Source organism: Tomitella gaofuii (genome assembly GCF_014126825.1).
Classification (GTDB): Bacteria; Actinomycetota; Actinomycetes; order Mycobacteriales; family Mycobacteriaceae; genus Tomitella; species Tomitella gaofuii.
Genome location: NZ_CP059900.1, coordinates 1157240 through 1170799, shown reverse-complemented (window position 1 = coordinate 1170799; position 13560 = coordinate 1157240). Strand labels below are relative to the sequence as shown.

At 70.4% G+C, this 13560-nt stretch carries 12 protein-coding genes; 8 read left to right on the top strand and 4 right to left on the bottom strand.

Annotated features, from left to right (window positions below):
* Positions 1-66: 66 nt before the first annotated feature.
* The 4 genes from H4F70_RS05310 to H4F70_RS05295 all read right to left on the bottom strand — a co-directional run bounded on the left by H4F70_RS05310 (position 67) and on the right by H4F70_RS05295 (position 4171).
* Complete coding sequence (locus H4F70_RS05310; protein WP_268968354.1) at positions 67-1251, bottom strand: adenosine deaminase; 1185 nt, start codon at positions 1249-1251, stop codon at positions 67-69.
* A 43-nt stretch (positions 1252-1294) separates the two neighbouring features.
* The gene (locus H4F70_RS05305) at positions 1295-2284 is read right to left on the bottom strand and encodes a R2-like ligand-binding oxidase (RefSeq protein ID WP_182359279.1); all 990 of its coding nucleotides are present in this window, start codon (positions 2282-2284) and stop codon (positions 1295-1297) included.
* A gap of 157 nt (positions 2285-2441) precedes the next feature.
* Positions 2442-3764, bottom strand: a complete 1323-nt coding sequence (locus tag H4F70_RS05300; protein WP_182359278.1) for a thymidine phosphorylase — start codon at positions 3762-3764, stop codon at positions 2442-2444.
* Positions 3752-4171 (bottom strand): cytidine deaminase, encoded by a 420-nt coding sequence (locus H4F70_RS05295; RefSeq protein WP_372497559.1) that lies wholly within the window; start codon positions 4169-4171, stop codon positions 3752-3754. The genes H4F70_RS05300 and H4F70_RS05295 overlap by 13 nt, the downstream gene beginning before the upstream one ends.
* A gap of 273 nt (positions 4172-4444) precedes the next feature.
* On the opposite strand from H4F70_RS05295, the gene sdhC reads away from it, so the two are divergent.
* The 8 genes from sdhC to H4F70_RS05255 all read left to right on the top strand — a co-directional run bounded on the left by sdhC (position 4445) and on the right by H4F70_RS05255 (position 13545).
* Positions 4445-4852: a succinate dehydrogenase, cytochrome b556 subunit gene (gene sdhC, locus H4F70_RS05290; RefSeq protein WP_182346089.1), complete on the top strand. Its 408-nt coding sequence runs from the start codon at positions 4445-4447 to the stop codon at positions 4850-4852.
* Complete coding sequence (locus tag H4F70_RS05285) at positions 4852-5295, top strand: succinate dehydrogenase hydrophobic membrane anchor subunit (RefSeq protein ID WP_182359276.1); 444 nt, start codon at positions 4852-4854, stop codon at positions 5293-5295. Before sdhC ends, H4F70_RS05285 begins: the two co-directional genes overlap by 1 nt.
* Positions 5296-5316: 21 nt before the next feature.
* On the top strand, positions 5317-7089 hold the full coding sequence (sdhA, locus tag H4F70_RS05280) for a succinate dehydrogenase flavoprotein subunit (protein ID WP_182359275.1): 1773 nt from the start codon (positions 5317-5319) through the stop codon (positions 7087-7089).
* Between the two features lie 74 nt (positions 7090-7163).
* Complete coding sequence (locus H4F70_RS05275; RefSeq protein ID WP_235681493.1) at positions 7164-7874, top strand: succinate dehydrogenase iron-sulfur subunit; 711 nt, start codon at positions 7164-7166, stop codon at positions 7872-7874.
* Positions 7875-8097: 223 nt separating this feature from the next.
* A complete protein-coding gene (gene acnA / locus H4F70_RS05270; RefSeq protein WP_182359273.1) occupies positions 8098-10899 on the top strand; it encodes an aconitate hydratase in 2802 nt (933 codons plus the stop codon).
* A gap of 87 nt (positions 10900-10986) precedes the next feature.
* Entirely contained in the window at positions 10987-11316 is a 330-nt protein-coding gene (locus H4F70_RS05265; RefSeq protein WP_182346093.1) for a cupin domain-containing protein, read from the top strand.
* Positions 11317-11335: 19 nt separating this feature from the next.
* Positions 11336-12478, top strand: coding sequence for a tellurite resistance/C4-dicarboxylate transporter family protein (locus tag H4F70_RS05260; protein ID WP_235681349.1), 1143 nt, complete (start codon positions 11336-11338; stop codon positions 12476-12478).
* The gene (locus H4F70_RS05255) at positions 12475-13545 is read left to right on the top strand and encodes a Gfo/Idh/MocA family protein (RefSeq protein WP_182359272.1); all 1071 of its coding nucleotides are present in this window, start codon (positions 12475-12477) and stop codon (positions 13543-13545) included. The genes H4F70_RS05260 and H4F70_RS05255 overlap by 4 nt, the downstream gene beginning before the upstream one ends.
* Positions 13546-13560: the final 15 nt, after the last annotated feature.

Sequence of the window (13560 nt, the reverse complement as noted above, 5' to 3'; positions counted from 1 at the left end):
GCAAGGAAAGGCTGCACTACCAGCACGAATGGTAGCCTATCCGAACCTTTGTGCGGGCGTCCGCAGTCAGCCGAAGAGCACCGCGTAGCCCGGCTTGATCACGTCGTCGATCATCGCCAGCCGCTGATCGAACGGGAGGAACGCGGACTTGGCCGCGTTGATGGTGAACCGCTGCAGATCCACCCAGTCATAACCGAAGGTGTCGACGAGTTTCATCATCTCGCCGCTCATCGTCGTGTCGCTCATAAGCCGGTTGTCGGTGTTCACCGTGACGCGGAACCGCAGGCGCGCCAGCAGGTCGAAGGGGTGCTCGGCCAGGCTCGCCACGGCGCCGGTCTGCACATTGGAGCTGGGGCACAGCTCCAACGGGATCCGCTTGTCGCGCACATAGTTCGCCACCCGGCCGAGCGTCGGCCTGCTGCCGCGCGGCGCGTCCGGGGACCAGTCGACGATGCCGCCGTCGGGCACGGTGATGTCGTCGGTGATGCGCACGCCGTGGCCCAGGCGGTCGGCGCCGCAGAACGCGATCGCCTCGTGGATCGACGGCAGGCCGAAGGCCTCGCCGGCATGGATGGTGAAGTGCGCGTTGGACTGCCGCATGTATTCGAACGCGTCCAGGTGGCGGGTCGGCGGGTTGCCGGCCTCAGCCCCCGCGATGTCGAAGCCCACCACGCCGCGGTCCCGGAACCGCACCGCCAGTTCTGCGATCTCCCGTGACCGCGCCGCGTGCCGCATCGCGGTGACCAGCGTGCCGATCCTGATCCCGCGCCCGCCCCGCTCGGCCACGTCGGCGCCCTCGGCGAACCCGTCGAGCACGGCCTGCACCACCTCGTCCAGGCTCAGCCCGCCCTCGAGGTGCTGCTCCGGCGCGAAACGGACCTCCGCGTAGACCACGCCGTCGTCCGCCAGGTCCACCGCGCACTCGCGGGCGACGCGCACCAGCGCTGCACGGTGCTGCATGACGCCGACAGTGTGCGCGAACGTCTCCAGGTAGCGCTCGAGCGAGCCGCTGTCCGCGGCGGAGCGGAACCAGCGTGCCAGCCCCGGACCGTCCGCGGCCGGCAGCCCGCGATAGCCGTGCGCGTCCGCCAGTTCGAGCACCGTCTGCGGGCGCAGCCCGCCGTCGAGGTGGTCGTGCAGGAGCACCTTGGGCGCCGCGCGGAAGGCGGCGGCACGCGCCGGACCACTGTCCGACGGTGCACTGCACGACGGGTCGAGGTCCGCGGCCGGGCCGTTCACTGCGGTGTCCACCCCCCGACCGTACTGCGGCGCGCCGTCGTCCCGGCACACCCGGCTACCCCAGCACCGCCGCGTCCTCTTCCGCGAAACGGTCTTCGAGCGCCTCCGGTGCGTGGTCCAGGTCGATCTCCTCGACGCGGCGCCCGCGGGCGGATTCGATGGCGGTGAGCCGCCGCTGCGCGCGGTCGGCGGCGTAGGTGACGAACTCGTCCGGGTCGAGCCCGAACGGCTGCTCGTCGAACTGCTCGTTGACCCAGTTGATCATCGTGATCGCGTACGGCATGAGCTCGGCGACGCGCTGCTGGACGAGCTCCCACAGGCTGTCGTCCGCGGCCACGTGCCGCCGACAGGTGAACGTGCCCCAGGCCATGTGCCGACGCTCGTCCAGGCTGATGCGGCTGATGAGTTCGCGCATCCCCGGCAGGATCCCGTTCTCCTTGCACACCTTCTGCCAGGCGTAGTACCCGGTGAGCGCCAGGCTGCCCTCCACCACGTGGTTGTAGGTGACACTGGCTTTGATCTGGTTGGCCGGGCTCGGGTCCTGCTCCAGCGCCCGCAGCGACTGCGGCAGTTCGTAGTAGAACAGACGACGATAGCCGGGGTTGTCCTTGACGAACGGCTGCAGGTCGCCGTCGAGCCCCACCGCATCCATCCACAGCCGGAACACCTGCGCGTGCTTGGCCTCCTCGAAGCAGAACTGCGTCAAGTACATCTCGTCGCCGAAGCGCCCCTCCGCGGCCATGGCGCGCATGAACGGCTGCAGGTCCTGCGTCACCGCCTCTTCGCCGGCGATGAACTGCGAGCACAGGTAGGTGGCGCTGCGGCGCTGCTCGTCGGTCATCGCCTCCCAGTCCGCGCGGTCCTGGGAGAAGTCGATGGTCCGCGGGTCCCAGAAATGCGCGGTGCCCTTGGTGAACAGGCGCAGCGGCATCGACTGCCAATTGAGCCCGCCGGCGCGGAGCGTGGCGAAGTCCGCGCGCAGGTCCGGCACATCGTCCGCACCCGCAGGCGGGACGGTGTGCGTGGCCGTCGATTGCGCAGTCATGTGTGTCGTCATAGAAGTACCTCCCGGCAGGCGCACCGATGAGGATCCCCGGCCCGTCCGTACGACCGAAGCGCGTGAGATCCCGGTCACATTCGACGATACCCGTATTCACACATATCCGGCGCCGGAATCGGACGCCCGACCCGCCGTGATCGGATCAGCCCACCCGGCCCAGCACCAACGGCCCGGCCCCGCCGCGGTCGTCGGGGCATCCCGCCCCGCCCGCGGGCCCCGGCCGGATGCCGATCGCGCCGGCGAGCGCCTCGCGCGCCGCGGCGATCCGGTCCGGGGCGTCGGCGTGCAGCGACAGCAGCCGCCCGCCCGCCGCCACCGGTTCGCCCGGGCGGGCATGGATCTCGATCCCGGCCCCGGCCGCCACCGCGTCGCCCGGGACGAGCCTGCCGGCGCCGAGGATGCGGGCCGCCTCCCCCACCGCCCGCGCGTCCAGCCCGGTCACGACCCCCGCGACGCCGGGCTCGGCGCGCAGGGTGTCGACGTGCCGCGCGACGGGCAACGGAGCATCCGGGTCGCCGCCCTGCGCGGCGATCATCCGCCGCCACCGGTCCATCGCCGTGCCGTCCGCCAGCCGGACCGCCGGGTCCACCGCGTCCAGGCCCGCGGCGGCGAGCATCTCCCGCGCCAGGGCCGTGGTCAGCTCCACGACGTCGGGCGGGCCCCCGCCTGCGAGCACCTCCACCGCCTCGGCCACCTCGAGCGCATTGCCGACCGTCCTGCCCAGCGGGGTGTCCATCGCGGTGAGCAGCGCCGTGGTGCGCACGCCCGCGTCGGCGCCCAGGCGCACCATCGTCTCCGCCAGCGCGCGGGCCGATGCTGCGTCGGGCAGGAAGGCGCCGGAGCCCACTTTGACGTCGAGCACCAGCGCATCCGCGCCCTCCGCCAGCTTCTTGCTCATGATCGACGCTGCGATAAGCGGTATCGATTCGACGGTGCCGGTGATGTCCCGCAGCGCGTACATCGCGCGGTCCGCGGGAACCAGCCCGGCGCCGGCGGCGCACACCACGGCCCCGACGTCCTCCAGCTGGCGGCGCATCGCCGGCATGGGCACCTCGGCCCGCCACCCCGGGATGGCCTCGAGCTTGTCGAGGGTCCCGCCGGTGTGCCCCAGCGCGCGCCCGGAGAGCTGGGGCACCGCGACGCCGCAGGCCGCGACGAGCGGCGCCAACGGCAGCGTGATCTTGTCGCCCACCCCGCCGGTGGAGTGCTTGTCCACCGTGGGCAGGGGCACACCGCCGCGCCGCAGACCGGAGAGGTCCGCAGTGGATCCGCTCGCCCGCATCGCCGACTCGAGCGACGCGGTCTCCCGGTCGGTCATCCCCCGCAGCACGATGGCCATCAGCAGTGCGGCCATCTGCACGTCGGCGAAGCCGCCCGCCGTGTACGCGCCCACCGCCCAGCGGATCTCCGCGTCCGTGAGCTCGTGGCCGTCGCGCTTGCGCGCGATGACGCTCACCGGGTCCATCGCCGCACCGCCCCCGATTCCGTCTCGCCGGGCCCGAACGCGCGCGGGAGCAGCTCGCCGAGCGGCACCGGCGGCCCCGCGCCGGCGTCGACGGCGAGTTCCGGACCGCCATGCTCCAGCAGCACCTGCCGGCACCGCCCGCACGGCATGACCGCGGCGCCCTCGGGGCCCACGCACGCCACCGCGCGCAGCCGACCGCTCCCGGAGACGAACAGGTTACCGACCAGTACGTTCTCGGCGCAGACGGTGAGCCCCAGTGAGACATTCTCCACATTGCAGCCGACGACCACCCGGCCGTCCGCCGTCAGCCCCGCCGCACCCACCGCGAACCCGGAGTACGGCGCGTAGGCGTTCCGCATTGCCGCGAAAGCGTGCGTGCGCAGGTCATTCCAGTCCGTGTCGGCCACGTCACCCATGGTGCCACCGCCGCCCCGGAGCGCGGCGCAGGACCGCCGGACGCCCCGACGAAGTTTGCTTAGCCTGGGCTAAGACAATGGCCGGATCTCCGCGTTGCCGGTATATCGGATTCGTTGCCTCACTACGCTGGGTCTACAGTTCATCTGTCGGTTCAGGTTCTCGTCGAGCCCCGAGGCCCCGCCGGTAGGACTCCCGCGTCCCCACGGCATCTGCTACGTCTCGCGGCCGCCGAATCACCACAGACGTTGGAGGCAGAGCACTCGATGACCAGCACGCAAGAAGTCGCCCTCACCAGAGAGCGCACACGATCCCTTTACCGGGGCGATCCCGGAATGTGGTCCTGGGCCCTGCACCGGATCACCGGCGTCGCCACCTTCTTCTTCTTGTTCGTCCACGTGCTGGACACCGCCCTCGTGCGCGTCAGTCAGGACGCTTACAACGAGGTGATCGGCACCTACCAGAACCCGATCGTCGCCCTGATGGAGCTCACGCTCGTCGCGGTGGTGCTCTACCACGGCCTCAACGGCGTCCGCATCATCCTCGTCGACTTCTGGGCCAAGGGCTGCCGCTACCAGCGTCAGCTGCTCTGGGGAGTCGGAGTCGTCTGGCTGGTCGTGATGATCCCGGCCACCTTCCGCATCATCCAGCAGATCATGAAGGGGATCTCATAATGACCGCCGAAGCCCCCATCATGGGTCGTTCCTACGACCGCCCCGCGAGCCTCGACAATCCCCGGTCGCCCCGCCGGCCCCGCCGCGGCGGCTTCGAGATGGCCGCGTGGGTGTTCATGCGCGTCTCCGGCGTCGCGCTGCTGATCCTGGTGCTCACGCACCTGTCGATCATGCTCATGGTCGACGACGGCGTGCATCGCATCAACTTCGCCTTCGTCGCGGACCGCTGGACCAACCCGTTCTGGCAGATCTGGGACCTGATCATGCTCTGGCTCGCCATGCTGCACGGCGGCAACGGCCTGCGCACGGTGATCTCGGACTACGCGCGCAAGGACTCGACGCGGTTCTGGCTGACGACGGTCCTCGTCGTCGCGATGGTCCTGATCATGGCGATCGGCACCTACGTCATCTTCTCGTTCGACCCCAACATCAAGATCAGCTGACCTCCGGGGAGCAGAAACTTCATGCCAGAATCGCAAGAGCTGCATCAACACCGTTATGACGTGGTCATCGTCGGCGCAGGCGGCGCCGGCATGCGCGCGGCCATCGAGGCCGGACCGCGGGCCCGCACCGCGGTGCTGACCAAGCTGTACCCCACCCGCTCCCACACCGGCGCAGCGCAGGGCGGCATGTGCGCCGCGCTGTCCAACGTCGAAGAGGACAACTGGGAGTGGCACACCTTCGACACGGTCAAGGGCGGCGACTACCTCGTCGACCAGGACGCCGCGGAGATCATGGCCAAGGAGGCCATCGACGCGGTGATGGACCTGGAGAAGATGGGCCTGCCGTTCAACCGCACTCCCGAGGGGCGGATCGACCAGCGCCGCTTCGGCGGGCACACCCGTGACCACGGCAAGGCGCCGGTGCGCCGCGCCTGCTACGCCGCGGACCGCACCGGCCACATGATCCTGCAGACGCTCTACCAGAACTGCGTCAAGCACGACGTCGAGTTCTTCAACGAGTTCTACGCGCTCGACGTGTGCCTCACCGACACCGACGAGGGCCCCGTCGCCACCGGCGTCGTCGCCTACGAGCTGGCCACCGGCGAGCTGCACGTGTTCCAGGCCAAGGCCATCGTGTTCGCCACCGGCGGGTCGGGCCGCATGTACAAGACCACGTCCAACGCGCACACCCTGACCGGCGACGGCATGGGGATCATCTTCCGCAAGGGCCTGCCGCTGGAGGACATGGAGTTCCACCAGTTCCACCCGACGGGCCTGGCCGGGCTGGGCATCCTCATCTCCGAGGCCGTGCGCGGCGAGGGCGGCATCCTCCGCAACGTCGACGGCGAGCGCTTCATGGAGCGCTACGCCCCCACCATCAAGGACCTCGCGCCGCGCGACATCGTCGCGCGCTCGATGGTCCTCGAGGTGATGGAGGGCCGGGGCGCCGGGCCGCACAAGGACTACGTCTTCCTCGACGTGACCCACCTCGGCGCGGACGTGCTCAATGAGAAGCTCCCGGACATCACCGAGTTCTCGCGCACCTACCTGGGCGTGGACCCGGTCACCGACCCGGTGCCCGTCTACCCCACGTGCCACTACGTGATGGGCGGCATCCCCACCACCATCACGGGCAACGTGCTGCGCAACGACCAGGAGGACATCGTCCCCGGCCTGTACGCGGCGGGCGAATGCGCGTGCGTCTCGGTGCACGGCGCCAACCGCCTGGGCACCAACTCGCTGCTCGACATCAACGTGTTCGGGCGCCGCGCCGGCATCGCCGCCTCCGAGTACGCGCAGTCGCACGACTTCGTCGACCTGCCGGAGGACCCGGCCGGGATGGTCACCGCCTGGCTCGCGCAGATCCTGTCCGACCACGGCAACGAGCGCGTCGCGGACATCCGCAAGGAACTGCAGGCGACGATGGACGCCAACGCGCAGGTGTTCCGCACCGAGGAGACCCTCGAGCAGGCCCTCAAGGACGTGCGCGCGCTCAAGGAGCGGTATAACCACATCGTGGTGCACGACAAGGGCCGGCGGTTCAACAGCGACCTCCTCGAGGCGATCGAGCTGGGCTTCCTGCTCGAGCTGGCGGAGGTCACCGTGGTGGGCGCGCTCAACCGCAAGGAGACCCGCGGCGGCCACGCCCGCGAGGACTACCCCAAGCGCGACGACGCCAACTACATGTGGCACACCATGGCCTACAAGGAGGGCGAGGGTCTGCTCTCCGGGATCCGGCTCGGCCACAAGCCGGTTGTCCAGACCCGCTACGAGCCGATGGAGCGTAAGTACTGATGGCCGACACCGCCGTAATCACCGCGCCGCCGCAGGGCGACCCGGAGCTGCCGAAGCCCGCCGAGGGTTCGGTGATGGTCACCCTCAAGATCGCGCGCTTCAATCCCGAGGACGGCAAGGGCGCACACTGGGACAACTTCCAGGTGCCCGCGCTGCCCTCCGACCGGCTGCTCAACCTCCTTCTCTACGTGAAGGGGTACCTCGACGGGTCGCTGACGTTCCGCCGCTCGTGCGCGCACGGCGTGTGCGGCTCGGACGCCATGCGCGTCAACGGCGTCAACAGGCTCGCCTGCAAGCTGCTGATGAAGGACATGCTGCCCAAGGACGGCAAACCGGTGACGATCACGATCGAGCCGCTCAAGGGGCTGCCATGCCTCAAGGACCTGATCGTGGACATGGAGCCGTTCTTCGACGCCTACCGCGCGGTCAAGCCGTACCTGATCACGTCCGGCAACGAGCCCACCCGCGAACGCGTCCAGTCGCAGGCCGACCGCGCCCGCTTCGACGACACCACCAAGTGCATCCTGTGCGCGTGCTGCACCAGCTCGTGCCCCGTGTACTGGAACGAGGGCAGCTACTTCGGCCCCGCCGCCATCGTCAATGCGCACCGGTTCATCTTCGACAGCCGCGACGAAGGCGCCGCCGAGCGGCTCGACATCCTCAATGACGTCGACGGCGTGTGGCGTTGCCGCACCACGTTCAACTGCACCGAGGCATGCCCCCGCGGCATCGAGGTCACCAAGGCGATCGCCGAGGTCAAGCGCGCGCTGCTGTTCGCCCGCTGACGACCGGCCCGCCGCCGGCCCACGCTCTCCGCGCGCCCCGCACCGGTACCTGTGCGGGGCGCGCGGTGTTTTCCACGCCACGCAGTGCGGCTTCCGGGGCGCCCGCGTCCCTGTTCCGTGGTCGAATGCCCCGGGGCAGGGCTAATGTGAGGCCAGAGGCGGCGCACCGGTGCCTCCCGGCACGTGCGGCCGCGCACGAGTACGTCTGGAGAGGTGGATTGCCATGAGCGAGGACAGCTTCGGGGCGCGCGACGAGCTGGAGGTCGACGGAGCACGGTACGAGGTCTTCCGGGTGGACCGGGTGCCCGGGGCGGAGCGCCTGCCCTACAGCCTCAAGGTTCTGCTCGAGAACCTGCTGCGCAACGAGGACGGGCACCTGGTCACCCGGACGCAGATCGACGCGCTCGCACAGTGGGATCCCGCCTCCGCCGCAAACCCGGAGATCCAGTTCTCCCCCGCCCGCGTGCTCATGCAGGACTTCACGGGCGTCCCGTGCGTGGTCGATCTGGTGGCGATGCGCGACGCGATGACGGCCCTCGGCGGCGATCCGAAGAAGATCAACCCGCTCATCCCCACCGAACTCGTCATCGACCACTCCGTGATCGCCGACGAGTTCGCCAGCGTCGACGCGGCGCGGATCAACTCGGATCTGGAGTTCGAGCGCAACAAGGAGCGCTATCAGCTGCTGCGCTGGGGGCAGGGCGCGTTCGACGACTTCCTCGTGGTCCCCCCGGACACCGGCATCTGCCACCAGGTCAACCTGGAGTACCTGGGCCGCGGGGTGTTCACCCGCGAGAACGCCGACGGCACCACCACCGCCTACCCCGACAGCCTCGTCGGGACCGACTCGCACACCCCGATGATCAACGGTCTCGGCGTCGTCGGCTGGGGCGTCGGCGGCATCGAGGCCGAGGCGGCCATGCTGGGCCAGCCGATGTCGATGCTGATCCCGCAGGTGGTGGGCATGAAGCTCACCGGCGAACTGCAGCCGGGCACCACCGCCACCGATGTCGTCCTCACCGTCGCCGAGCTGCTGCGCAAGACCGGGGTGGTGGGCAAGTTCGTCGAGTTCTACGGCCCCGGCGTCGCCAACGTGCCCCTGGCCAACCGCGCCACCCTCGGCAACATGAGCCCCGAGTACGGCTCCACCGTCTCGATCTTCCCCATCGACCAGGTCACCCTGGACTACATGCGGCTGACGGGCCGGCCCGAGTGGCGGATCGCGCTCGTCGAGGCCTACGCGAAGATGCAGGGCATGTGGCACGACCCCGACCACGAGCCGGAGTTCAGCACGAAGGTGGAGCTGGACCTGTCCACCATCCGCCCGTCGATCGCCGGACCCAAGCGCCCGCAGGACCGTATCCCGTTGACCCACTCCAAGCGCGCCGTCAAGCAGCTGCTGCACGGCGAGGAGACGTCGAAGGTCATCGACGAGGTGCAGGAGGTGGGCCTCGACGAGGCGTCGTTCGAGTCGTTCCCCGCCTCCGACCCGGTCGCCATCGTCGAGGACCACAACGTGGCGCCCCCCGTCGAGGTCGACATCGACGGGCCGGCCCCGGACTACCCGTCCGACCCGACGCCGGTGACGATGCCGGGCGGCGACGAGTTCACCATCGACAACGGGCACGTGATCATCGCGGCGATCACCTCGTGCACCAACACCTCCAATCCCTCGGTGATGATCGGCGCCGCACTGCTGGCGAAGAAGGCCGTGGAACGGGGACTGACCAGCAAGCCGTGGGTGAAGACCACGTTGGCGCCGGGGTCGCGCGTGGTCACCGACTACTTCGAGCGCTCCGGGTTGACCCCCTATCTCGACAAGCTGGGGTTCAACCTGGTCGGCTACGGTTGCACCACCTGCATCGGCAACTCGGGGCCGCTGCTGGGCCCCATCGCCGACGCCATCGATCAGGCCGACCTCAACGTGGCGGCGGTGCTCTCCGGCAACCGCAACTTCGAGGGCCGCATCCACCCGCAGTCGAGGATGAATTTCCTCGCCTCCCCCCCGCTCGTCGTGGCGTACGCGCTCGCCGGCAGCATGCTCGTCGACCTGACCTCCGATCCGCTCGGCATCGGCAGCGACGGCGAGCCCGTGTACCTCGCGGACATCTGGCCCGACGAGGCCGAGGTGGACAAGGTGATCTCCGAGTCCATCGAGGCCGGGATGTTCACCGAGGGCTATTCCGACGTCTACGCCGGCGACGACAACTGGAAGAGCCTGCCGGAGGCGACGAGCGAGGTGTTCGAGTGGAAGGACGACTCGACCTACGTGCGCAGGCCCCCGTACTTCGACGGCATGTCCCGCGAGGCGGAGCCCGTCCGCGACATCGCCGGCGCCCGGGTCCTCGCGAAGCTGGGCGACTCGGTCACCACCGACCACATCTCGCCCGCCGGGGCGATCCGGCGCGACGGCCCCGCCGGCGCGTACCTGCAGGAGCACGGCGTGGAGCCGCGGTCGTTCAACTCGTACGGGTCCCGGCGCGGCAACCATGAAGTGATGATCCGCGGCACCTTCGCCAACATCCGCCTGCGCAATGAGCTGGTGCCGGGGGTGGAGGGCGGCGTCACCCGCTACCTGCCCACGGGCGAGCAGATGAGCATCTTCGACGCGGCCGAGAAGTACCAGGCCGACGGCACGCCGCTGGTGGTGCTCGCGGGTGCTGAGTACGGCTCCGGGTCGTCGCGCGACTGGGCCGCCAAGGGCACGCTCCTGCTGGGGGTGCGGGCGGTGATCGCGCAGTCGTTCGAGCGCATCCACCGCTCCAACCTCATCGGCATGGGCGTGCTGCCCCTGGAATTCCCGGAGGGCGAGTCGATCGAGAGCCTCGGGCTCACCGGCGAGGAGGAGTTCGCGATCAGCGGCATCGCGGGGGCCGATTCCGGCGAGTTCCCGCGCACCGTCACCGTCCGGGCGGACGCAACGGAGTTCACCGCGAAGGTGCGCATCGACACGCCCGCGGAGGCGGCGTACTACCGCCACGGCGGCATCCTCCAGTACGTGCTGCGGCAACTGCTGGGCGCCTGAGCGGCGCATCCGTATTCGACGGCCGTCGTTCCGCGCTATCGCGCCGCAACGCCACCGTCCCGCGGCGCAGGGTGACACAATGAGCCCATGAACAAGATGTCGCTGGTGGCGCTGACGCGCGAGTTGCGGGCGAAGGCGGCGGGGAGCGAGCGGAAGGTCGCGTCCTCCACCGTCTTCGGCGGGCACGAGAAAACGCTGCGGCAGACCCTCGTGGTCGTCGCGGCCGGCGGCGAGCTCGCCGAGCACGAAAGCCCGGGCGAGGCGACGGTGCAGGTGCTCACCGGGCGCATCACGCTCGACACCTCCGAGGACTCGTGGGAAGGTCGCACGGGCGACCTGCTGGTGATTCCGCCGGCACGCCACAGTGTGACAGCGGTGGAGGACTCCTCCTTCCTGTTGACTGTCGCGAAGAGTTGACCGACCCGGAGCCGGCGCCGTGACCGACACCGACCCCGAGCATCTGACGCCACGCACGTTCCTCCGGCGGGTCGACTCCGCTGTGTCCACGCTGAACCCGGGTTACTTCGCGCTGACCATGGCGACGGGCATCGTGTCGGTGGCCATCCGCATCCACGGGCTGGACCTGCTGGCGCAGACGATGGCCGCGATCTGCGGCATCTCCTGGGTGCTGCTGACGGCGCTGACCGTGATCCGCATCGCCCGGCACCGCCCCGCGATCCGCAACGACTTCAAGGATCCGCGTCGCGGCTTCGGCTACTTCACCTTCACCGCCGCCTCCGGCGTGCTGGGGACCGTGCTGCTGGTGGATGACTACCGCGGGCTCGGGATCGCGATGCTCGTGATCACCGCCGTCAGTTGGTTCCTGCTGGGGTACATCGTGCCGTGGACCGCCGTGCTGCACCCGTCGCACCGGCCCACGCTGCCCGGCGCCAACGGGACGTGGTTCATCTGGGTGGTCGGCGGCCAGTCCCTGGCGGTGCTCGCGGCCACGCTCGAGCCCATGGTCACCACGTTCCGGGACGAGCTCGGCATCCTCGCCGTGTTCTCGTGGGCCGTCGGATGCGTGCTCTACGCGGGGGTCGCGCTGCTGGTGGCAGCGCGACTCATGCTCTACCCGCTGGGCCCCGAAGACGCGGTGCCCGCCTACTGGATCTCGATGGGCGCCACCGCCATCACAGTCCTGGCCGGCTCCAAGGTGGTGCTCATCGGCGACCACGCCGCGCCCATGGTGCGGGCCATCCGGGAGCTGGCGGCCGGCACGTCGGTGATCTTCTGGGTCTTCGGCACCTGGCTGATCCCGGTGCTGCTCGCCGCCGGCTACTGGCGGCACGTGGTCCACCGGCTGCCGTTGCGGTACGACGCCACGCTGTGGAGCATCATCTTCCCGCTGGGGATGTACTCGGTGGCCAGTCACTTCCTCGGCTCGGAGTCCGTCGACGACCTTCCGCTGGTGCAGACGATCGCGGAGGTCGAGGCCTGGGTGGCGCTCGCCGCGTGGGCGGCGGTGTTCATCAGCATGTGCGTGCACCTGTTCCGCACGCTCATCCTGGGGCGGATCGTCCCGCCCCAGCCGGAACGCCCCTACATCATCCCCGAAGAACCCGACCCGGCCCCGTGACGCCGGCGACCGCCGACCCTGCCGCACCGCCGCTGCGCATCGGCATCCTGGGTGTCGCCCGGATCACCGGCGAGGCGGTGGTGCTGCCCGCCCGGGCACTGGGGCATCGTCTGGTGGCCGTGGCATCCCGCGACCGGGCGCGCGCGGAGTTCTTCGCCGAGCTGTGCGGTGTGGAGCGCGTCCACGCCACCTACGAGGACGTCCTCGCGGACCCCGCCGTCGACGTCGTCTATCTCCCGCTGCCCCCGGCGCTGCACGCGCACTGGGTCCTTGCCGCGCTCGCCGCCGGGAAGCACGTGCTGTGCGAGAAGCCGCTGGCGACAACTGCGGAACAGGCGGCCCGCATCCGGTCCGCCGCGCACCCTGCCGACCTCATCGTGCACGAGGCGTATCACCACCTGTGCCATCCGCTGTGGGACCGCATCGGGGACCTCGCCGCACCGCCCGTCGGCGGCGCACGCGCGCTGGGGGAGCTCGCCTCGGTGCGGGTAGACCTGTCGATGCCGTCGCCCGGCCCGGACGATCCGCGCTGGTCCCGGCGGCTCGGCGGCGGCGCGCTGCTGGACCTCGGCTGCTACGGGCTGCAGATCGCGCACCTGCTGGGCGCGGCGGGCGGCGGTGCGCCGACGGTGGAATCGGCGTCCGCCCGGCACGCCGCAGTGGGACGCTCCGCCGACGGCCGCCGCGCCCCGGTCGACGAGTCCGTCACCGTGGCGCTGCGCTACCCCGGCGGCGCGCACGCGCAGGTGCACGCGTCCATCGCGGCCGCGTCGACGCGGCACCGGCTCCGCGTCGCCGGGCGCGACGGCACGCTCACGGCCGAGGGGATCCTGCTTCCGCACCTCGGCGGCGACCTGGCCGTCCACAGTAACGGGGCGCCGGCGGACCCCACCGGCGGGACGGCGTTGTTCACCCGCCCGTCGACCTACACCCATCAGCTGGCCCGGTTCGCGGCGCGGGTCCGCTTCGGCGCGCCGATGCCCTTCGGCTGGTCGCCCGATGCCGCGGTGGCCGTCGCGCGCCTCGTCGACGACGCGCGTGCGGCGGCCGGACTCGGCGCCGCCTGACGCCGAGATGCCCAG